The sequence below is a fragment of the Kocuria atrinae genome, from assembly GCF_039531425.1.
In the GTDB taxonomy this organism is placed as follows: Bacteria; Actinomycetota; Actinomycetes; order Actinomycetales; family Micrococcaceae; genus Kocuria; species Kocuria atrinae.
Genome location: NZ_BAAAQA010000003.1, coordinates 90,165 through 112,227, shown reverse-complemented (window position 1 = coordinate 112,227; position 22,063 = coordinate 90,165). Strand labels below are relative to the sequence as shown.

Below are 22,063 nucleotides of genomic sequence, written 5' to 3'. Positions count from 1 at the left end.
GGACGCACAGACATTCATCCAGGACGCGGCAAAGGTTTCTGCTACAAAGGACAACCTTTGACAGTTGTTACAGTGCGCCCATGGCACGGGAGATTCCGTGCGAGGCAACCCTTAACGTTTGCACGACGCCGGGCACTTCTGCCGGGCCCATATCCTCGAGCGCAATGACCACGCCCAGCGCCACCGGGCGGTGCCACTGTGGCACCCGTACCGGCACCGAGATACCACCGGTTTCCTGGTCAATTCGACCGCGTTGCAGGGCATAACCGCGTTGCGCGAAACGGCGCAGGTCAGTCATCAGACGATCCGTAGGAATCCCCTCGGGAAAACTGTCGTCGCGCACCCGCTGGCAATATTCCGTGACGAAAGACTCCGAGTATTGGGACATCAGCACCAGCCCCGCCGCCGATTGGTGCAGGGGTAACCTGCCCGCCACGTTCGAGCGCAGCGGCACATCCGACTTCTTGCCGAGGATCCGCTCGGCGAACAGAACGTCGTCGCCTTCCACGACTCCCACGTGAACGTGCTGTCGAAGCACCGCGTGGACGTCCGACATGAACGGGATGGCAACCGACGCCAGGTCCTCTGCCAATGCGGCCCGGGAGGCCAGCTCCCACAACCGGGTCCCCACCCGATAGCCCTGCCCGCGGGCGGACTCGATCCAGCCGATCTGCTTCATATCTGTCAATAAACGGTGTGCAGTGGACGTGGGGAGCTGAGCAGAACTGGCGATGTCCTTGAGCTGCAACACCGGGGTCTCTGAACCGAACGCCGCCAGAATCCGTTCCACGCGAGCGAGAACCGAATCACCCGACGTCGAATTCGCCATGTCGCCCTCCTGCCCCGCCAAAGCGGGCCCTGCCCGTGCCAGTACCACCACCAGAATTACCTGTACCCAGCGTAGTCTCCCGGACAACGCCGAAGGCCGGCCCCCACATCCTTGGGGACCGGCCTTCGGTCGTACGGACTACGGCAGCTCAGCTACCGCCCCGTGTGATCAGTTGGTGCCGAAGTCGTAGTCATCCAACGGGATGGCCTGGAACTCCGAACCCAACGCACCCGAGTTCTCCTCGGCGTAGCTGAAGTCAGCGAACGCGGAAGGATCGGTGAACATGGAAGCCTTGGCTTCCTCGGTGGGCTCAACATCCACGTTGTTGTAACGTGCCAGGCCGGTGCCGGCCGGGATGAGCTTACCGATGATCACGTTCTCCTTCAGACCCAGCAGCGGATCCGACTTACCTTCCATGGCCGCCTGCGTCAGAACGCGAGTGGTTTCCTGGAAGGATGCGGCAGACAGCCACGAGTCGGTTGCCAGTGAAGCCTTGGTGATACCCATGAGCTCCGGACGACCCGCTGCGGGACGCTTGCCCTCGGCCACCGCACCGCGGTTGGCCTCGAGGAAGCGCACGCTGTCCACCAGCTCACCCGGCAGCAACGGAGTGTCGCCGGATTCGATGATGGTCACGCGGCGCAGCATCTGACGGACGATGACTTCCACGTGCTTGTCGTGAATGCCCACACCCTGGGAGCGGTACACACCCTGGACCTCGTCCACCAGGTGCTTCTGAGCCTCACGGGGACCGCGGATACGCAGCACCTCCTTGGGGTCAACCGCACCGGTCACGAGCTGCTGGCCCACGACCACGGAATCGCCGTCGTGCACGAGCAGCTTGGCGCGACGCAGCACCGGGTAGGCAAATTCCTCGTCGCCGTTGTCCGGAACAATGACGATCTTGAGGGACTTGTCCGTGTCCTCGATGCGTACGCGGCCGGCCACCTCGGAGATCGGGGCGACACCCTTGGGGGTACGGGCCTCGAAGAGCTCCTGAATACGGGGCAGACCCTGGGTGATATCACCGTCCGAGGAGGCGACACCACCGGTGTGGAAGGTACGCATGGTCAGCTGGGTACCGGGCTCACCAATCGACTGCGCGGCCACGATGCCCACGGCCTCGCCGATGTCCACCAACTGGTTGGTGGCCAGGGAGCGACCGTAGCAAGATGCGCACACACCCACGGCGGACTCACAGGTGAGCACGGAGCGCACGCGAACCTCGTCGATACCGGCGGTGAACAGCTTGTTGATCAACGCATCGGACATGTCCTGCCCGGCCTCGGCCACGATCTCGCCGTTGGCATCCACCACGTCGGTGGACAGCACACGACCGTGCACGGTGTTCTCGACGTCCTCGTGCAGGGAACGCACGCCGGACTCATCGATCTCCGACACGGGCAGCACCAGGCCACGGCTGGTCTGGCAATCCGCTTCGCGAACAATGACGTCCTGGGAGACGTCCACCAGACGACGGGTCAGGTAACCCGAGTTGGCGGTACGCAGTGCGGTATCGGCCAGGCCCTTACGAGCACCGTGGGTCGCGATGAAGTACTCCAGAACCGACAGGCCCTCACGGTAGGAGGACTTGATCGGACGGGGCATGATCTCGCCCTTGGGGTTGGCCACCAGACCACGGATACCCGCGATCTGACGAACCTGCATCCAGTTACCACGTGCGCCCGAGGACACCATGCGGTTGATGGTGTTACTCGCGGTCAGGTTGTTGCGCATGGCCTCGGCGACCTCGTCGGTTGCCTTGGACCAGATGTCGATCAGCTCGGAACGACGCTCGTCGTCATCGATCAGACCCTTGTCGTACTGGCCCTGGATCTTCGCGGCCTGCGCTTCGTAGCCCTCCATAATGGCGGGCTTCTCCGGCGGGGTCGCGATGTCCGAGATCGCCACGGTCACACCCGAACGGGATGCCCAGTGGAAACCGGCGTCCTTGAGCAGATCCAAGGTGTGAGCCACCTGGGTCATGGGGTAACGCTCGGCAAGGTCGTTGACCAGAGAAGACAGGTGCTTCTTGTCGGCAACGTTCTCGTCCCACGGGTAGTCCTCAGGCAGCGTCTCGTTGAAGAGCACGCGACCCAGGGTGGTCTCGACGACGGCGGGCTGGCCGGGTTCCCAACCTTCGGGGGCCTCCCAGCCGGCGTACGGCACGAAGTTCTCCAGCTCGATCTTGCACTTGGAGTTCAAGTGCAGATCACCGGAGTCGTAGGCCATGATGGCTTCGGCGATGGACGAGTAGCTGTTGCCCTCACCGGCCCAGCCGTCACGAACGGTGGTCAGGTGGTACAGACCGATGATCATGTCCTGCGAAGGCAGGGCGATCGGCTTACCGTCCGAGGGCTTGAGGATGTTGTTCGAGGACAACATCAGCACGCGAGCCTCGGCCTGTGCCTCCGGGGACAGCGGCAGGTGCACCGCCATCTGGTCACCGTCGAAGTCGGCGTTGAACGCACCACACACGAGCGGGTGCAGCTGAATGGCCTTACCTTCGACCAGCTGCGGCTCGAACGCCTGAATACCCAGGCGGTGCAGGGTGGGAGCACGGTTCAACAGAACCGGGTGCTCGGTGATGACCTCTTCGAGGACGTCCCACACCTGCGGGCGGTAACGCTCAACCATGCGCTTGGCAGACTTGATGTTCTGGGCGTGGTTGAGGTCGACCAGACGCTTCATAACGAAGGGCTTGAACAGCTCCAACGCCATCTGCTTGGGCAGACCACACTGGTGCAGCTTGAGCTGCGGACCCACCACGATGACCGAACGGCCCGAGTAGTCCACACGCTTACCCAACAGGTTCTGACGGAAACGACCCTGCTTGCCCTTGAGCATGTCAGACAGCGACTTGAGCGCGCGGTTGCCCGGTCCGGTGACGGGGCGGCCACGGCGGCCGTTGTCGAACAGCGAGTCAACAGCTTCCTGGAGCATGCGCTTCTCGTTGTTCACGATGATCTCGGGCGCACCCAGATCCAGCAGACGCTTCAAGCGGTTGTTGCGGTTGATCACGCGACGGTACAGGTCGTTCAGATCCGAGGTGGCGAAACGGCCACCGTCGAGCTGGACCATGGGACGCAGCTCCGGCGGGATCACCGGAACGGCATCCAGGACCATACCCAGCGGGGAGTTATCCGTGGTGAGGAACGCGTTGACAACCTTGAGACGCTTCAGGGCGCGAGTCTTACGCTGGCCCTTACCCGTGGCGATGGTTTCCCGGAGGGATTCCGCCTCGGCGTTCAGGTCGAAGGATTCGAGGCGCTTCTTGATCGCCTCGGCACCCATGGAACCTTCGAAGTACATGCCGTAGCGGTCGACCATCTGGCGGTACAGGGCCTCGTCACCCTCGAGGTCGTTGACCTTGAGGTTCTTGAAGCGGTCCCAGACCTTTTCGATGTGATCGATCTCGCGGTCAGCGCGCTTACGCACGTTGGCCATCTGGCGATCAGCGGAGTCACGCAGCTTGCGCTTCTCGGCCGCCTTGCCGCCCTCTTCCTCGACGCGGGCGAGTTCAGTCTCGAGGTCACGAGCGATTGCGGCGATGTCCGAATCGCGGGTGTCCTCCATCTGCTTCTTCTCGCGGTCGATGGCAGCCTGCAGGTTGGGCAGGTCGTCGTGACGAGCCTGCTCATCCACGGAGGTGATCATGTAGGCAGCGAAGTAGATGACCTTTTCGAGGTCCTTCGGTGCCAGGTCCAGCAGGTAGCCCAAGCGCGAAGGAACGCCCTTGAAGTACCAGATGTGGGTCACGGAAGCGGCCAGCTCGATGTGGCCCATCCGCTCACGACGCACCTTGGCGCGAGTTACCTCGACACCGCAACGCTCACAGATGATGCCCTTGTAACGGACGCGCTTGTACTTACCGCAGTAGCACTCCCAGTCCCGGGTAGGGCCGAAGATCTTTTCACAGAACAAGCCGTCCTTCTCGGGCTTGAGCGTGCGGTAGTTGATGGTCTCGGGCTTCTTGACCTCGCCGTACGACCAGCTGCGAATCTGGTCGGCGGTGGCCAGGCCAATGCGCATAAGGCCCAGTGAAGAATCGTTGGACATAAGGTCCTGTCCCTCTTTCTAAATCCTGAAGTTATTCGTGCTTACCGGTTACGAGTGGGAATCAGACCTCTTCGACCGAGCTGGGCTCGGAGTGCGAAAGGTCAATGCCGAGCTCGTCGGCTGCACGGAAGCTGTCATCTTCGGAGTCACGCATCTCCACTGCGTTACCGTCCGCCGAGAGAACCTCGACGTTCAGGCACAGGGACTGCATTTCCTTGATGAGCACCTTGAAGGATTCGGGCACACCCGGTTCCGGGATGTTCTCGCCCTTGACGATGGCTTCGTACACCTTCACGCGACCGTGGACGTCATCGGACTTCACGGTGAGCAGTTCCTGAAGGGTGTAAGCGGCACCATAAGCTTCCAGCGCCCACACCTCCATCTCACCGAAGCGCTGACCACCGAACTGTGCCTTACCGCCCAGCGGCTGCTGGGTGATCATGGAGTACGGGCCGGTGGAACGGGCGTGAATCTTGTCGTCGACCAAGTGGTGCAACTTCAAGATGTACTGGTAACCAACGGACACGGGGTCCGGGAACGGCTGGCCGGAACGGCCGTCGAACAACCGGGCCTTACCGCTGCGGTCGATCAGACGATCGCCGTCGCGGGTCGGGTTGGTGTGATCGAGCAGGTCGAAGATCTCGTCCTCGCGAGCGCCGTCGAACACCGGGGTTGCCACGTTGGTGGGGCCGGAGCTCTTGGGGAAGTTGGACAGGCGGTCCAACCACTCGGGGTTACCTTCGATGTTCCAGCCTTGCTTGGCGAGCCAACCGGTGTGAACCTCGAGCACCTGACCCAGGTTCATACGGCCTGGCACACCCAGCGGGTTCAGGATCACGTCAACGGGGGTACCGTCCGCGAGGAACGGCATGTCCTCCATGGGCAGGATCTTGGAGATCACGCCCTTGTTACCGTGACGGCCCGCAAGCTTGTCACCGTCGGTGATCTTGCGCTTCTGGGCCACGTACACGCGAACCACCTGGTTCACGCCGGCGGGCAGGTCATCGTCCTCGTCGTCGCGGTCGAATACGCGGACGCCGATCACGGTGCCGGACTCGCCGTGGGGCACCTTCAGCGAGGTGTCACGCACTTCGCGGGACTTTTCACCGAAGATGGCGCGCAGCAAACGCTCTTCCGGGGTCAACTCGGTTTCACCCTTGGGGGTCACCTTGCCCACCAGGATGTCACCGGCCTGAACCTCGGCACCGATGTGGATGATGCCGCGTTCGTCCAGTGCGGAGAGCACTTCCTCGGACACATTGGGGATGTCACGGGTGATTTCCTCGGCACCGAGCTTGGTGTCGCGGGCATCGATCTCGTGCTCCTCGATGTGAATCGAGGTCAGGACGTCCTCGGAGACCATGCGCTGGGAGAGGATGATCGCATCCTCGTAGTTGAGGCCTTCCCAGGACATGTAGGCAACCAGCAGGTTCTTACCCAGTGCCAGCTCGCCCTGATCGGTCGAGGGGCCGTCGGCGATGACCGAACGGTCTTCGATCCGCTCGCCCTCAGACACGATCACGCGCTGGTTGTAGGTGTTACCCGGGTTGGACCGGACGAACTTGTTGATGGGGTAGATCTTGGTGGTGCCGTCGTCGTTGAGGACCTTCACCTGATCGGCGGAGACCTCCTCGACCACGCCGGGCTTGATAGCCAGGACGGAGTCGCCGGCATCCATTGCGGCGTAGCGCTCCATACCGGTACCGACCAGCGGCGCTTCCGAGACCAACAGCGGCACAGCCTGACGCTGCATGTTGGCACCCATCAACGCACGGTTGGCGTCGTCGTGCTCGAGGTACGGGATCAGGGCGGTAGCCACCGACACCATCTGGCGCGGGGACACGTCCATGAACTCGACATCAGTGGGCTCGACCAGCACGGCTTCACCGGAGCCGTCTGCGGCACGTGCCAGCACAGCTTCCTCGGCGAAGTGACCGTCGCCGGTCAGGGGTGCGTTGGCCTGCGCAATGGTGACGCCGCGCTCGTCGTCCGCGGTCAGGTAGCTGACCTCGTCCGTGACCACACCGTTGACCACCTTGCGGTAAGGAGTCTCGATGAAGCCGAACGGGTTGATGCGCGCGTAGGTCGCCAACGAACCGATCAGACCGATGTTGGAACCTTCAGGGGTTTCAATCGGGCACATACGGCCGTAGTGCGAGGGGTGCACGTCTCGGACTTCCATGCCTGCGCGGTCACGGGACAGACCACCCGGGCCCAGCGCGGAAAGACGACGCTTGTGCGTCAGACCGGCCAGCGGGTTGTTCTGGTCCATGAACTGCGACAACTGGGAGGTTCCGAAGAACTCCTTGATGGCGGCGACCACGGGGCGGATGTTGATCAGGGTCTGAGGCGTGATGGCCTCGACGTCCTGAGTGGTCATCCGCTCGCGAACCACGCGCTCCATACGGGACAGGCCCGTGCGGATCTGGTTCTCGATCAGCTCGCCCACCGCACGGATACGACGGTTACCGAAATGGTCGATGTCGTCCACGTCCACGTGGATCTCGCGCGGCTCACCGTCGCGAACACCCTGCATGGTGGAACCACCGGCGTGCAGCGTGACCAGGTAACGGATCATGGCCACGATGTCCTCGACCGAAAGCACCGAAGCATCGGCGTCCGTGAAGGACTTGTCCAGGCCCAGCTTGCGGTTGATCTTGTAACGACCCACCTTGGCCAGATCGTAGCGCTTGGGGTTGAAGTACATGTTGTCCAGCAGGGACTGAGCAGCATCAACCGTGGGCGGCTCGCCCGGACGCAGCTTGCGGTAGATGTCCAGCAAGGCTTCTTCGCGGGTCTCGGTCGCGTCCTTCTCAAGGGTGGCGCGGATCGAGTCGTACTCGCCGAACTCTTCGAGAATCTTGGACTCGGTCCAGCCCAGCGCCTTGAGCAGCACGGTCACGGACTGCTTGCGCTTGCGGTCCAGACGGACGCCCACCTGGTCGCGCTTATCGATTTCGAGCTCGAACCAGGCGCCGCGGGACGGGATGATCTTCGCGGAGAAGATGTCCTTGTCCGAGGTGCGGTCCTGGCCCTTCTCGAAGTATGCACCGGGGGAACGCACCAGCTGGGAGACAACCACGCGCTCGGAACCATTGATGACAAAGGTTCCCTTTTCGGTCATGAGCGGGAAATCACCCATGAACACGGTCTGCTGCTTGATCTCACCGGTGGTGTTGTTCATGAACTCGGCCTTGACGTACAACGGCGCCGAATAGGTGGCGTCGCGGTCCTTGCACTCGTCCATGGTGTATTTGGGGTCGTAGAACTCCGGCTCGGAGAACGACAGGGACATGGTGCCCTGGAAGTCCTCGATGGGGGAGATCTCTTCGAAGATGTCGGACAGACCGGACGTGGTGGCCACGCCGGTTTCGCCGGTCTCCTGGGCCTGCGCCAGGCGGGCCTGCCAACGCTCGTTACCCACCAGACGGTCAAAGCTGTCCGTCTGAAGTGCAAGCAGGTTGGGGACGTCTAGCGGCTCGTGGATCTTTGCGAAAGAAATTCGGCGAGGAATGTTATCGCTCGTGGGGTGATTGGCGGTGACGTTCGAATCGGTGCTCGAGGCGACCAAGATGTGATCCTTCCACAGACATGCAGTGAATTCGCGAGGTTCCCGAGATGAGAATTGGGGGCCGGTGCTGGCTGTTCGCGCAACACGCCCCAGTGGCGCCCACCGCTATATGAAGGCACGCATGTATAAGGGACAACGCAAGCTATCAGTCTAGGACTTTTTTTGGACGTTGTCCACACCCTTAGTGGACGGACGGGACAACTCGTCGTAAGATACCCCGCCCCTACAGTTTTACATCCCACCTTCCCGTTCGAAACTTCCCAGTACGACGCCCCTGTCTCGGATTGGTGCGTCGGGTCCGACGCTCAGCTGCCCCGCCTTCCAGCACCCCCGGACACCGGTTTCCCCGCGTCGAACTGTTGACTTGCGAAAGCTGCCAGCTCCGGATGGTGAAGATCAAGTGCCGGTCGCTCGGAGCGAATGCGGGGTAGGGAGGCAAAGTTGTGCCGCGGAGGCGGGCAGGACGTAGCCCATTCCAGGGAGCAGCCGAACCCCCAGGGGTCATCAACCTCGACCTTCTTGGCGTGCCGGCTCGTGATGTACACGTTCCAGAAGAACGGGATCATGGACAGCCCGAGGAGCATGGCGCCACCGGTGGACAGCTGATTCATCCACGTGAAGCCGTCCTCCGGCATGTAGTCCGCGTACCGGCGGGGCATACCGTTCACGCCCAGCCAGTGCTGAATGAGGAACGTCATGTGGAACCCGATGAACAGCATCCAGAAGTGGATTTTGCCCAACCGTTCGTTGAGCATCTTGCCGGTGAACTTGGGCCACCAGAAGTAGAAACCCGCGAACATGGAGAACACCACAGTGCCGAAGACCACGTAGTGGAAGTGCGCCACCACGAAGTAGGTGTCGGACACATTGAAGTTCAGGGCGGGGATAGCCAGGATGATTCCCGTGAGCCCGCCGAAGAGGAAGGTGAAGAGAAACCCGAGCGCCCACAGCATGGGCGTCTCGAAAGTCACGGACCCCTGCCACATGGTGCCGATCCAGTTGAAGAACTTCACGCCGGTGGGCACCGCAATCATCATGGACATGAACGCGAAGAAACTCAGCGCCACCGCTCCCGTGACGAACATGTGGTGCGCCCACACCGTGATGGACAACGCGGCAATCGCAATGGTCGCAAAGACCAGGCCCTTGTAACCGAAGATCGGTTTTCTGGCGAAGACTGGAATGATCTCGGACACGATACCGAAGAACGGCAGGGCGATGATGTAGACCTCCGGGTGGCCGAAGAACCAGAACAGGTGCTGCCACAAGATGGCGCCACCGTTCTCCGGATCGAAGATGTGACCGCCCATGCGCCGGTCCATGCCCAGTGCGAAAAGCGCTGCAGCCAGCGGCGGGAACGCCATAATCACGAGCATCGAGGTCAGCAGGATGTTCCACGTGAAGATGGGCATGCGCCACATGGTCATGCCCGGAGCACGCATGCACAGAATGGTGGTGATGAAGTTGACGCCACCCAGAATGGTGCCGAACCCCTGCAGAGCGAGTCCGAACAGCCAGAGATCTCCCCCGACCCCCGGACTGAACGTGGTGTTGTTGAGGGGCGCGTAGGCGAACCACCCGAAGGACGCCGCGCCCTGCGGGGTCACGAAACCGGCCATGGCGACCAGGGACCCGAACAGGAAGAACCAGAACGCCAACGCATTCAAGCGCGGAAACGCAACATCAGGGGAACCAAGTTGAATCGGCACCAATACGTTGGCAAAACCGATGAACAGCGGAGTGCCGAACATCAGCAGCATGAGCGTGCCATGCATGGTGAACAGCTGGTTGTACTGCTCTTTGGTCTCCAGGATCTGCAGACCGGGGTCGAAGAGTTCGACACGGATCAGCAACGCCATGACGCCGCCCACGCAGAAGAACGCGAACGACGCGATCAGGTACATGTATCCGATGGTCTTGTGATCGGTCGACGTCAGCCAACCGACGATGATTCGCCCCTTGTTGCGCGGTATTACCGCTACTTCGGTGCGGCTGCGGCGTTCGGTCGCCGTGTATTCGTGGATGGCCATAACCTGTCCTCACCGAGCGTGCTGCTCTGGTTCAGGAGCTACTCCCCCCGGCGCGGATTACCGGTAAGGGGCCCGTGTCATAACACGCTACGCCGAGGTCAGCAGAAATGGTATGCCTACTGACTAGTTTCTTGTTGCTTTAATTCTTAGTGCGTTAATTAGATGTCTCCCGAGCCGCCATTCAGGCGAGTTCACCGTCTTCCCAGGCCGTCATCAGCGACTGAGAGCATCTGTCTCGCTAAGCCGCCTTATAGTGGTGACGGCTCATCCCCTGCAGCGTCACGAGCAGAGTGACACCTTGATCATCCACCGGAGACGGGCCTGCACGCTGCGTTAGAAGAAAGTTGAGATCGGTGACCACAGTCAAGGAAAGAACCGCTGCTCCGGCTTCCCGAGGAGCGGTGAGTTCCGCGTTGATTTCCCTTTTGATACGCGACAACGATCCCCGTGATCTCGTTGCCGAATTAGCCACGGCCGTTGATCGGGCGTTGGCCGAGTGCGAGGACATCCTCACAGACGAAGATCTTCAGCTCACTCTGTTCCTGATGTACCTGTTGCACTACGGCCCGGCGGAGTTCGTGCGTGGCGAGTGGGAGTGGAACCCGGATCTGATCCGGATTCGCACCCTGATCGAGGAACGGTTCGAGACACAATTACGCGCCGAGGTCGAGCTGCCGTCCCCGCTCCCCCGCAACGGTGAGGACGCCGCGGAAGCGATGTTCGAGATGACCCAGCCCGCAGCCAAGCCGAGCACGGCCATGTGGTTGGCCAAGAACGCCACCGAAGACCTGCTGCGGGAGTTCCTGATTCAGCGCTCTATCTACACGCTGCGCGAAGCGGACCCGCACACGTGGTCCATTCCGAAGCTCCAGGGGCGCGCCAAGGCAGCAATGGTGGAAATCCAGGCTGACGAGTACGGTGGCGGCCGCCCGGACAAGGTTCACTCGGAGATCTTCGCTCGAACGATGCGCAACTTCGGCCTGAACGACGCCCCGGACGCCTACCTCGACCTGGTTCCAGCCTCCACTCTGGCCTCAACCAATCTCATCAGCATGTTCGGCCTGCACCGTCGTTTGCGCGGCGCCAATGTGGGCCACCTATCCGCGTTCGAGATGACCTCGACGATCCCCAATAAGCACTACGGCAATGCCTTCCGCAAACGCGGGTACGGCCCCGACGTCACGTGGTACTTCGACGAGCATGTCGAGGCCGACGCCGTGCACGAACAGTTGGCCGCGCGGGACCTCGTGGGCAGCCTGGTTGACGACGAACCGCAGCTGACGGAGGACATTTTCTTCGGGGCCGCCGCATGCCTCTACGTGGACGGACGCGCCGGTGACCACATGCTCGAGGCCTGGATGTCGGGCCGGTCGCCGCTGCTCACCCCGGAACCCCGCACATGAGCTCGGACCTGCCCGATGACATGACGCACTCCCCCCATGAGGCGGAGGGCGCCCGTCGCCCTAACCCGCGGGAGCAGCCACTGCCCAGCGCTCGGAAAGATCTCCGGGATGACACAGAGCCGTTGACGGACCGTGTTGCTGCGGAACCCCGGTCAGTACCCGGCTCTGCGGAATCACCGGTGATCACTGTGTGCCCCAGGGGCCCCCTGTTGGTGCGCGGAGATTTCCTGCTGGCCTCGGACCCCGGAGCGGAACCGCTACCTCCCGAGCGCAACGTCATTGCCCTGTGCCGCTGCGGGATGACCAGCATCGCCCCGCACTGCGATGGCTCCCACAAACTGGCCAAGGTACGGGCCTTCATGCCCCGGAAGGACAGGGACTGACCACCCGGGGCTGAACTCCGGGGCCCTCTCCTGACCACCTGCCAGCGAGAAGTGGCCAGTGAGCACTGGCAAGTGAATTGTTCAGACCCTGACGTACAACCTCGAATCCGAAAAACACTCCGGGCCGGGTACCTCGATCGAGGTACCCGGCCCGGAGTCGGTTCAGCCTGCGCTGAACACTGCGTCTGGAGCGCGGGTCAGCCGCGTTTGTAGAACGGCATCTCGGTCTGCTGGACTTCGATCTCGCGGCCGCGGGCGTCCTGAACACTCACGTCACCATCGGCGATGCGGTCCAGAGCGTCCGCGGCCACCAACGCCATGGCAATGGGCTTGCCCAGCGTGGGCGAGGGCAGACCGCTGGTCACCACGCCCACGGTCTCCCCACCGGAGACCACGGTGTAGTCAGCGCGGATCGGTTTGCGGCCCAGACCTTCCAGCCCCACCAAGGTGCGCTCGGGCGAAGACTCGACCACTGCGGCGAGGGCCTCGCGGCCCACTGTGTCAGTGCCTGCTTCGCCCTTCTTGCGCAGCGCGATTTCTACGAGTTTGCCCAAACCTGCTTCGGCGGGGGTGATCTCCGTGGACAGCTCGTGCCCGTACAGCGGCATACCTGCCTCGAGGCGCAGGGAGTCGCGCGCAGCCAGTCCGGCGGCGGACACGGGAGCGTCTTCCGAGGACAGCTCCCCCGCTGTGTCCAGCAGCGCGGCCCACAACGCCGGGGCATCCTGATTGCTGCAGTACAGCTCAAAACCGTCCTCGCCGGTGTACCCGGTGCGCGCAGCCAGAACGTCCACTCCAGCGCACCGCGCAGGTGCTGCGGCGTAGTACTTGAGATTTTCGACGACGTCGCTCGGGTCCAATTCCGTGGCCTTGAGCACCTCCAAGGCCCGGGGCCCCTGCACGGCGATCAAGGACGTTTCGGCACCCTGGTCAGTCACAGCGACGTCGAACCCTTCGGCACGAGCCGTCAGCTCCCCCACGACCACTTCCTGATTACCCGCATTGGGGACCACCAGGTAGCGGTCGTCCGCGAGCCGATACGTGATCAGGTCATCGAGCACTCGACCATCCGCGTCCACGATCACCGAGTATTTGGCACGGCCCACGGAGACCGCGGACAGCACTCCCACCAGAGCGAAATCCAGGAATGCGCCGACCTGGGGACCGGAGACCTCCACCTCTCCCATGTGGGAGAGATCGAAGATTCCAGCACCGCGGCGCACCGCGTGGTGCTCTGCGGTATCGCTGGCGTAACGCACCGGCATGGACCAGCCACCGAAGTCGGTGAACCGGGCACCCAGTTCTTCATGCGCGGCGTGCAGGGCAGTTTTCTTCTCGCTCATCAGTTCTCCTCCCCCGCGGCAGCGGCGGCGTAGGCGGCGTCGAACGCCTCAATCGGCGGGCACGAGCACACCAGGTTGCGGTCGCCCGCGGCGTTGTCCACACGGCCCACGGGGGACCAGTACTTCACGCGACGCAGCGAGGGCACCGGGTACGCCGCCTGCGAGCGCGGGTACGAACGGTCCCACTCGTCGGCGGTGAGCACCTGTGCGGTGTGCGGGGCGTTGCGCACCACAGAATCGGCGAGTTCAACCTTGCCGTCCGCGATCTCCTGCATCTCTGCATGGATGGTGCGCATGGCCTCGATGAAACGGTCCAGCTCTTCCAGGGACTCGGACTCGGTGGGTTCCACCATGAGCGTGCCCGCGACAGGGAAGGCCAGGGTGGGTGCGTGGAAACCGAAGTCGACCAGACGCTTGCACACGTCCTCCGCGGTGACCCCGGACGCCTTGGTCATGGGACGCAGGTCCAGGATGCACTCGTGGGCGACCAGACCGCCGTCGCCGGAGTACAGCGTGGGGAACACGTCCGAGAGCGAGCGGGAAATGTAGTTGGCGCTCAGCACGGCCGTGCGGGTGGACTCGGTGAGGCCCTCCGCGCCAGTCATGGCGATGTACATCCAGGTGATCGGCAGAACACCGGCCGAGCCGAAGGGGGCCTGCGACACGGGGAAGCCCGCGCCGCGCTCATCGAGCTTGGCCTCCACCGCGTTACCCGGCAGGTACGGCACCAGGTGCTCGGCCACGGCCACGGGGCCCACGCCGGGTCCACCACCGCCGTGCGGGATGCAGAAGGTCTTGTGCAGGTTCAGGTGGGAGACGTCTCCGCCGAACTTGCCCGGACGGGCCAGACCCATCAGCGCATTGAGGTTGGCACCATCCACGTAGACCTGACCGCCTGCCTCGTGGACGGCTTCGCAGACCATGGAAATATCAGTGTCGTACACACCGTGGGTCGAGGGATACGTGACCATGATGCCCGCGAGTTCATCACCCACGGATTCAATCTTGGCCTTGAGGTCCTCGTGATCGATCAACCCGTCCGCGGCGGTAGCTACCACCACGACCTTCAGATCCGCCAGCACTGCCGACGCCGCATTGGTGCCGTGGGCAGAGGAGGGAATCAGGATGGTTTTCCGCTGGGTTTCCCCGCGGTCCACCTGGTAGCGGCGGATAGCCAGCAAACCGGCCAGCTCACCCTGCGAACCCGCGTTGGGCTGCACGGACACCGCGGCGTAACCGGTGATTTCCGCGAGCCAGCCCTCGAGCTGCTCGATCAGTTCCTGCCATCCCTGTGCCTGGTTCTGCGGGGCCAGCGGGTGGATATTGGCGAACTCGGGCCACGAAATGGGTTCCATCTCAGCTGCGGCGTTGAGCTTCATGGTGCACGAGCCCAGCGGGATCATGGTGCGGTCCAGCGCCAGGTCCTTGTCTGCCAGCTGACGCAGCCAACGCATAAGGGAGGTCTCCGAGCGGTGGGTGTGGAACACCGGGTGAGTCATGTACTCGTCCGTGCGGTGCCACTCTTCCGGAACTCCGTCCAGGAGGTCGGAGCTGGGCTCCACGTTCTCTCCGATGTTGCATGCCTCGGACACCGCCGCCAGCACGTCCTCGACGTCCTCACCGGTGTGGGACTCGCCGAAACTCACGCCCACGGTGTCCTGGTCCACGCGGCGCAGGTTGATGCCGCGTTCGGCGGCGGCAGCCAAGATCGCATCCGCTTTGCCCTCGACCGAGAAGGTCACGGTGTCGAAGAACCGCTCGTGAGTCACCGAGATTCCGCGCTCACGAAGCCCCTCGGCAAAGACCGTGGCCAGTCCGTGCAGTCGCTCAGCGAGTTCACGCAACTTGGCGGGGCCGTGGTACACCGCATATGCGGCGGCCACAATGGCAAGCAACGCCTGGGCGGTACAGATGTTCGAAGTCGCCTTTTCACGACGGATGTGCTGTTCGCGGGTCTGTAAGGCCAAGCGGTAGGCCGGAGCTCCGGAGGAATCCGTGGACACGCCCACGATGCGACCGGGCATCGAACGTTCCGTGCCCTTGCGCGAGGCCATGAAGGCAGCGTGCGGGCCTCCGTAGAACAGGGGCACACCAAAGCGCTGGGCGGAACCCACGGCAACATCGGCTCCTGCCGAACCAGGGCTCTGCAGCGTGGTCAGGGCCAGCAGGTCGGTGCTCACGGTGGCAAGCGCGCCGGCCTCGTGGGCGGCCTCAATCACGGAAGTGGGGTCGATGACATCACCGTCCGCGCCGATCTGCGCGACGACCACCCCGAAGAAGTCCCCGTCCGAGGCCAAGGTGGCCGCGGCGTCGTCGGCGCTCAGATCTGCGATGACCAGCTCGATGCCGGCGGCGCGAGTACGGCCGGTGAGAATCGCGAGTGTCTGCGGCAGCGAACGACTGTCCACGATCACGCGGGCGCTACGGGACTTGCGGTTGGCGCGACGCATCATCAGGACGGCCTCGGCCACGGCGGAGGACTCGTCCAGCAGCGAGGCGTTGGCGACCTCCATGCCGGTCAGGTCGATCACGGCGTTCTGGAAGGTCAAAAGCAGTTCCAGGCGGCCCTGCGAAATCTCCGGCTGGTAAGGAGTGTAGGAGGTGTAGAAACCCGGGTTTTCCAGGATGTTGCGGCGGATCGCGGCGGGGGTCACGGTATCGAAGTACCCCTGACCGATCATTTGGCGCATCACGGTGTTCTTGCCCGCGATCCTTCGGATGGCCGCCAGCGCTTCAGTCTCGTCGAGGGGCGCAGGCAGGTCCAGGATGTCGCGGAATCGGATGCTCTCGGGGACGGCCCGGTCGATCAACTGATCGAGGCTGTCCACGCCCACGGCGCTGAGCATGGTGGTGACGTCATCGGCGCCGGGGCCGATGTGGCGGGGCAGGAAAGACATGAGAGGGTCTCCTGGGTTACTTGAGGGCGTGCTAAGTCCCGGTGAGGTCCTCCCCGCTCTGTACGTCAACCTGAGAGATTTCGCGGGTGCGCACCAAGTTCGTACACATCCGCCTGCCCCGTCGGTGCTTCTCCGTGGCACGAGGCCACGAATGAGCTCTTCAGAGTGGCCTGGTGCGGCGGTACGGGTGCCTGAGAGATTCCCGGGGAGGGTTTGCTCCTTCGGCGATGACGCGGTGCAAGCACACCCGCCATGCTCTCCCGCCGCACTGTGACGGCCAAGATGGTCAGTCCTAGTTTCGCACAACCCCGGACAGCACAGAGCCCCGCATCAAATTCGATGCGGGGCTCTGCAAGATATTCTCGCGACAGCCAACCCTTTCGGGTCACGATACGCAGGAGAATGTGCGCTCGAAGCGCAGGGAATTACTTGAGGGTGACGGTAGCGCCGGCAGCCTCGAGGGATTCCTTGGCCTTGTCGGCGGTCTCCTTGTTGGCACCTTCCAGAACGGGCTTGGGAGCGCCGTCCACGAGGTCCTTGGCTTCTTTCAGGCCCAGGGAGGTCAGGGCACGAACTTCCTTGATGACCTGGATCTTCTTGTCGCCAGCGGATTCCAGAACGACGTCGAACTCGGTCTTCTCTTCCTCAGCAGCAGCTTCGCCGCCGGCTGCGGGAGCGCCACCGGCCACGGCCACGGGGGCAGCAGCGGTAACGTCGAAGGTCTCCTCGAAGGCCTTGACGAACTCGGACAGCTCGATGAGGGAGAGCTCCTTGAAAGCCTCGATCAATTCTTCGGTGGTCAGCTTAGCCATGGTGTTGGCTCCTTCTTTTACGTGGTTGTCGATACGCGCGGGCACCGACGAGGTTTTGCGTGGTGATAGAACACGGGTTTTCCCGGCCGGAGCCGGAACCCGAAACCCAGGGGATCCCGTGAGGGATCAGGCGGCGTTCTCGCCCTGTTCCTCGACCTTGGCGCGCAGCGCTTCCGCGGTGCGCACGGTCTTGGACAGCGGGGCCTGGAACAGCGATGCGGCCTTGGACAGCGACGCCTTGGCAGCGCCTGCAACCTTGGCCAGCAGAACCTCGCGGGACTCGAGGTCCGCAAGCTTCTTGATCTCCGCTTCGTCCATTGCGACACCGTCAAGGTAACCGCCCTTGACGATCAGCTCCGGGTTGTCCTTGGCGAAGTCACGCAAGCTCTTGGCAGCTTCGACAGGGTCACCCGAGATGAACGCGATAGCCGAGGGGCCGTTGAGCTGGCCCTCGAACGCGTCGATGCCGACTTCCTTGGCCGCAATTGCGGTCAGCGTGTTCTTCACCACGGCGTATTCAGCGTTCTCACCGAGCGTGCGGCGCAGCGTCTTCAGCTGAGCCACGGTGAGCCCGCGGTACTCCGTCAGGACGGCAGCGTGCGAGTTGGAGAAGTATTCCTTCAACTCCGCAACCGCGGCAGCCTTTTCAGGATTCGCCATGGTGCTCCTTCCTTGCTTGTGTATGCCGGATTCTCGTGGTCCGAGTCGGAACACAAAAAAGCCCCGCGCAGATGCCCGGGGCTCGACCTGATGCACAACGCAAACGGTTCACACCGCGAGACGCTGTTGAAAAGATTCGTGCTGGTTCACCTGCGCTGGCCGCTCTCCGTCTCCGGAGAACTCTTCGATCCCGCGTGCTCGCGCATGCGTGATGACCGGCGGTCTTAGGTACGCACTAATGTACCCGAAGGATTTGAACCGTGCCAAATCGTGGGCGCACCCGCCTGGCCGCCGATCTTTCTCATGGCGCGGCGCTTGGCTACTCCGTGATTCGTTCCGGGTGCGTGTACACGTTGCACGTTCCCCGGCGGTTGAAACCCACCACGGTCACACCGTGCTCACGGCCGTGCTTCACCGCGAGCGCCGAGGGTGCGCTGACTGCCGAGAGCACCGGGATGCCGGCCATCGCTGCCTTGCTGACCAGTTCGAACGAGGCACGCGCGGATACCTGCAGCACGCAGTCGTTGAGCGGAAGCCGGTCCTGGTGCATGGCCCAGCCGATGACTTTGTCCACTGCGTTATGACGCCCCACGTCCTCCCGGACCACGAGCGGCTCGGCTGATGAGTCCAGGAACAATCCCGCAGCGTGGACCCCGCCGGTCGCATCGAAGACTCTCTGCTGCTCGCGCAGTTCATCGGGCAACTGCACAAGGCGCTGCGCCCTCATGACCGGACGCACCGGCGGCAGCGGGTACGAACTGGGCTTGACGATTTCTTCCATGGAAGAGGTCCCGCACACGCCGCACGATGATGAGGTGTAGACGTTACGTGTGGTGCCCTTCTTGGGGCCCCGCGCACCCGGGGCAAGTCTCACATCAATCACGTTGTAGGTACGGTGCCCGTCCTGATCCACCCCGGAGCTGTAGTCCATCCCCGCAATGTGCTCCATCTGCTGGACCACGGCTTCACTCAGTAGGTATCCGGGGACCAGCTCGAAATCGTGTCCGGGAGTCCTCATGGTCACGGTGAACTGTTCGCCGTTGATCCGGATCTCCAGGGGTTCTTCGCCCGCGAGCTTGTCCGGGCCGGTGAATTCCTCACCGTCCGCCGACAGCCTCCGCACCCGAGTCGGGACCACTATTCTGCTGACCATGTGGAGTTATCCGTCCAGCCCGACCCAGGAGTGGGTTCCGTCCGTGTAGGTCTGGCGTTTCCAAATGGGCACACGCAATTTGATGCGATCCACCAGCGCGTCGCACGCGGCAAAGGCTTCCTTGCGGTGAGCCGAGGCCACCGCCGCTTCCAGGGCGCTGTCGCCCACCCTCAGGGCTCCGATCCGGTGCTCGGTCCAGATCCGCACCCCCGGATACTCCTCGACGATTTCCTCCGCGACCGCCGCGATCACGGCATTCGCATCAGGGTGAGCACTGTATTCGAGTCCGGTGACGCCCGATCGGCCGCCGTCGTGATCTCGAATCACGCCGCTGAAGCCCACCACGGCACCACAATCGGCCGCCATCACGGCCGCCTGGGCACGCGCCGGGTCCAAGCGCTCCTGAGTCACCCGGGCATGCAGCACGCACGACGACGCCGAGGGCGCACGTTCAGTGTCGCCGTCCGGTGTGCGCTCGGCTCCCCCAAGGGCTCCCTCTCCGGTTCCCCGGTTTGTTCCGGCGTCGACCGTGCTGGTGGTCACTTGGTCAACTCCGCGACCGGCTCCCCGTTCAGCCTCCGCACCGCGAACCTCACCGTGCCCGTGTACGTCTTCCAGCTGGGCGCTGATGTGGTCCAGCAACGGTTCGAGTACCGAGATACCGTCCTTCACACCCCCCTTTGAACCGGGCAGATTCACGACGAAGGTCATGCCCGTGTGCCCGGCCACGCCGCGGCTCATCACCGCGGTAGGAGTCTTCTCGAGCCCCGTGGCCCACAGGGCATGCATGATTCCCGGTGATTCACGCTCCAGGATTCGCGCGGTTGTCTCCGGGGTGATGTCATCCGAGTTCAAACCGGTGCCACCGCTGGTCACAATAAATCTGGGGCGTTCGGCCTGCGGTGTTCGTTCCGTGAGTTCCCGCAGGGTTTCCTCGACCTGCGGACCATCCGGGATCACCCGAACGGGGTCCACGGTGAGGCCCAACCCGGTCAGCCATTCGTGCAGAACGGGACCGCACAGGTCTTGGGCCTCGCCGCGTGCGGCCGATGACGACACGATCATCACCACGGCGCGGCGGCCTCTCAGGTGCAGTCCGTGAGATTCGTCCCGGTGCGATCCGTGGTCCTTGGCCGCGCGCGTCTCAATCACTGTCTACTCCAATCGCCGCTCTTGCCGCCGGACTTGGCCACGACCTGCACACCCGTGATCCGGGCTGCTTTGTCCACGGCCTTGATCATGTCGTACAGCGTGAGACCCGCAACGCTGGCGGCCGTCAACGCTTCCATTTCGACACCGGTGACCCCTCGGGTCTTGACCGTGGCGCTGATGTGCACCCGGTCCTGTCCCGGGACCAGATCCACCGTGACCTTGGACAGCGGCAACGGGTGGCACAGCGGAATCAGGTCGGGGGTGCGTTTGGCGGCCATGATGCCCGCAATTCGTGCCACGGCCAGGGCATCTCCCTTGGGAAGATCGCCACTGGACAGGAGCTCCACCACGTCCGCTCGGGTGATGACTTCCGCCACTGCCGTGGCTTCCCGGGAGGTCACGGCTTTCTCGCTCACATCCACCATGTGCGCCGTGCCGTCCTCGCGCACATGCGTCAACCGGTCTTGGTTGTCACTCATTGGCCGTCTCCTGTCCGATGATCGTCCCGCCGCTGACGGGCAGAATGTCCACGCGTGTCCCCGCCGGGAACTCCTGATCTCCCGCGGGGATCCGAAGCAACACGCTAGCGCGTGCGGCTGACATCAGCAGGTGCGACGACGCTCCCCCGACGCAGCGCACCGCAGGTTCCCGAGCGGCGTCGTCGCCCGCTTCAAGCAGGCCACGCCGCAGCTGGCTGCGGCCGGTCAGGCCACGCACCGGGTCGGTGAGGACCGCGGAGGCCCAGCGTGGTGGAACGCAGGACCCCCACACCTGGGCGAGCGCCGGTCGCAGGAACATCTCGCACGACACCCAGCTGCTGACCGGGTTCCCGGGTAAACAGACCACCGGCACGCCCCGGTAGTGGCCGCAGCCCTGAGGTCCGCCCGGCTGCATGGCCACGTGACCGAACCACATCTGCGCTTCACGTTCCAAGGTCAATCGCACCACCTCGAAGGCACCGGCGCTGATCCCCCCGCTCGTCACGATCAAGTGTGGAGCTTCACCGTCCACGGCCGCTCTCAGTCGCCGTGAGAATTCATCCGGGGCATCCGTGACGCTGAGTGTGGTCACTGCGGAAGCGCCCGCTTCCTCGAGCCACGATTCGAGCAGAGGCCCATTGGCGTCGTAAATGGCTCCCGGTTTCAGCGGCTGCCCGGCCGTGAGTACTTCATCGCCACCGGTGACCACCAGAACCGAGGGGCCTTGACGCACACTCACCGTGGCTGCGCCGTCCAGACCGAGTGCGGCGCACGCCCCCAGCGCTGCAGCGCCCAGGACGGTACCCGCGGACAGAGCGACAGACCCCCGTTCGACGTCGCTACCCTGCGCTCGCACGTATGTTCCGGGGAGCACGCCGGCCGCGCTCTCCCTCGTGATGGTGATGCGATCGGTGTCGAAGGAAGAGGGACTCACCCGCTCCACGGGGACCACCGCATCGGCACCTGCGGGCAGGGCAGCGCCGGTCATGACAGCCACGGCGGTACCCGGGGCGAGAGTGGTCGGTGGGGCCCCGGCAGCCTGCGTTGCCGAAACCGGCAGCGTGAATGCCTCGTCCCCCGTTGCACGAAGATCCGCTGTGCGCACGGCAAACCCGTCCATTTGCGAATTCGTGAAGGGAGGCAGCGAAATCGGGGCCAACAGATCGCGCGCTAGAACGGCCCCGCGCGCGCGGGCCAGCGGAAGCTCGAGACGAGCCGTGGCGGCGTCGTACCCGCGGGCGATCGTGGCCCGAACTGACGCTGCGTGCTCTTCGATACTGCGGCTCATGTCC

Annotated in this window: 14 protein-coding genes and 1 riboswitch; of the genes, 2 read left to right on the top strand and 12 right to left on the bottom strand. The window is 63.5% G+C overall.

The features are described from left to right. Positions 1-67: 67 nt before the first annotated feature. The 4 genes from ABD283_RS02345 to ctaD all read right to left on the bottom strand — a co-directional run bounded on the left by ABD283_RS02345 (position 68) and on the right by ctaD (position 10,489). A complete protein-coding gene (locus ABD283_RS02345) occupies positions 68-829 on the bottom strand; it encodes an IclR family transcriptional regulator (RefSeq protein WP_344223463.1) in 762 nt (253 codons plus the stop codon). A gap of 168 nt (positions 830-997) precedes the next feature. Then, entirely contained in the window at positions 998-4,888 is a 3,891-nt protein-coding gene (locus ABD283_RS02340; RefSeq protein WP_344223462.1) for a DNA-directed RNA polymerase subunit beta', read from the bottom strand. A gap of 61 nt (positions 4,889-4,949) precedes the next feature. Further along, entirely contained in the window at positions 4,950-8,459 is a 3,510-nt protein-coding gene (gene rpoB, locus ABD283_RS02335; protein ID WP_344223461.1) for a DNA-directed RNA polymerase subunit beta, read from the bottom strand. A 305-nt stretch (positions 8,460-8,764) separates the two neighbouring features. Then, positions 8,765-10,489, bottom strand: a complete 1,725-nt coding sequence (ctaD, locus tag ABD283_RS02330) for an aa3-type cytochrome oxidase subunit I (RefSeq protein ID WP_344223460.1) — start codon at positions 10,487-10,489, stop codon at positions 8,765-8,767. Positions 10,490-10,890: 401 nt separating this feature from the next. Between ctaD and ABD283_RS02325 the strand changes: the two genes are divergently transcribed. Both ABD283_RS02325 and ABD283_RS02320 read left to right on the top strand, forming a co-directional pair. After that, complete coding sequence (locus ABD283_RS02325) at positions 10,891-11,892, top strand: iron-containing redox enzyme family protein (protein ID WP_344223459.1); 1,002 nt, start codon at positions 10,891-10,893, stop codon at positions 11,890-11,892. A gap of 212 nt (positions 11,893-12,104) precedes the next feature. Continuing rightward, complete coding sequence (locus ABD283_RS02320; protein ID WP_344223458.1) at positions 12,105-12,275, top strand: CDGSH iron-sulfur domain-containing protein; 171 nt, start codon at positions 12,105-12,107, stop codon at positions 12,273-12,275. 197 nt (positions 12,276-12,472) lie between these two features. On the opposite strand, the gene gcvT is transcribed toward ABD283_RS02320, so the two are convergent. From gcvT to ABD283_RS02280, 8 genes are all read right to left on the bottom strand, one after another. Continuing rightward, a complete protein-coding gene (gcvT, locus tag ABD283_RS02315; protein WP_344223457.1) occupies positions 12,473-13,618 on the bottom strand; it encodes a glycine cleavage system aminomethyltransferase GcvT in 1,146 nt (381 codons plus the stop codon). Next, a complete protein-coding gene (gene gcvP / locus ABD283_RS02310; RefSeq protein WP_344223456.1) occupies positions 13,618-16,515 on the bottom strand; it encodes an aminomethyl-transferring glycine dehydrogenase in 2,898 nt (965 codons plus the stop codon). The genes gcvT and gcvP overlap by 1 nt, the downstream gene beginning before the upstream one ends. Positions 16,516-16,684: 169 nt before the next feature. Next, a riboswitch (glycine riboswitch) is annotated at positions 16,685-16,788 on the bottom strand. 152 nt (positions 16,789-16,940) lie between these two features. Further along, the gene (gene rplL, locus ABD283_RS02305) at positions 16,941-17,327 is read right to left on the bottom strand and encodes a 50S ribosomal protein L7/L12 (protein WP_344223455.1); all 387 of its coding nucleotides are present in this window, start codon (positions 17,325-17,327) and stop codon (positions 16,941-16,943) included. A 126-nt stretch (positions 17,328-17,453) separates the two neighbouring features. Continuing rightward, positions 17,454-17,987: a 50S ribosomal protein L10 gene (rplJ, locus tag ABD283_RS02300; protein ID WP_344223453.1), complete on the bottom strand. Its 534-nt coding sequence runs from the start codon at positions 17,985-17,987 to the stop codon at positions 17,454-17,456. A gap of 319 nt (positions 17,988-18,306) precedes the next feature. Continuing rightward, positions 18,307-19,140, bottom strand: coding sequence for a formate dehydrogenase accessory sulfurtransferase FdhD (fdhD, locus tag ABD283_RS02295; protein WP_344223452.1), 834 nt, complete (start codon positions 19,138-19,140; stop codon positions 18,307-18,309). A gap of 6 nt (positions 19,141-19,146) precedes the next feature. Then, complete coding sequence (locus ABD283_RS02290) at positions 19,147-20,292, bottom strand: molybdenum cofactor biosynthesis protein MoaE (RefSeq protein ID WP_344223451.1); 1,146 nt, start codon at positions 20,290-20,292, stop codon at positions 19,147-19,149. Continuing rightward, complete coding sequence (moaC, locus tag ABD283_RS02285) at positions 20,289-20,771, bottom strand: cyclic pyranopterin monophosphate synthase MoaC (RefSeq protein WP_344223450.1); 483 nt, start codon at positions 20,769-20,771, stop codon at positions 20,289-20,291. The genes ABD283_RS02290 and moaC overlap by 4 nt, the downstream gene beginning before the upstream one ends. Continuing rightward, a complete protein-coding gene (locus ABD283_RS02280; protein ID WP_344223449.1) occupies positions 20,764-22,059 on the bottom strand; it encodes a molybdopterin molybdotransferase MoeA in 1,296 nt (431 codons plus the stop codon). The genes moaC and ABD283_RS02280 overlap by 8 nt, the downstream gene beginning before the upstream one ends. Positions 22,060-22,063 lie beyond the last annotated feature (4 nt).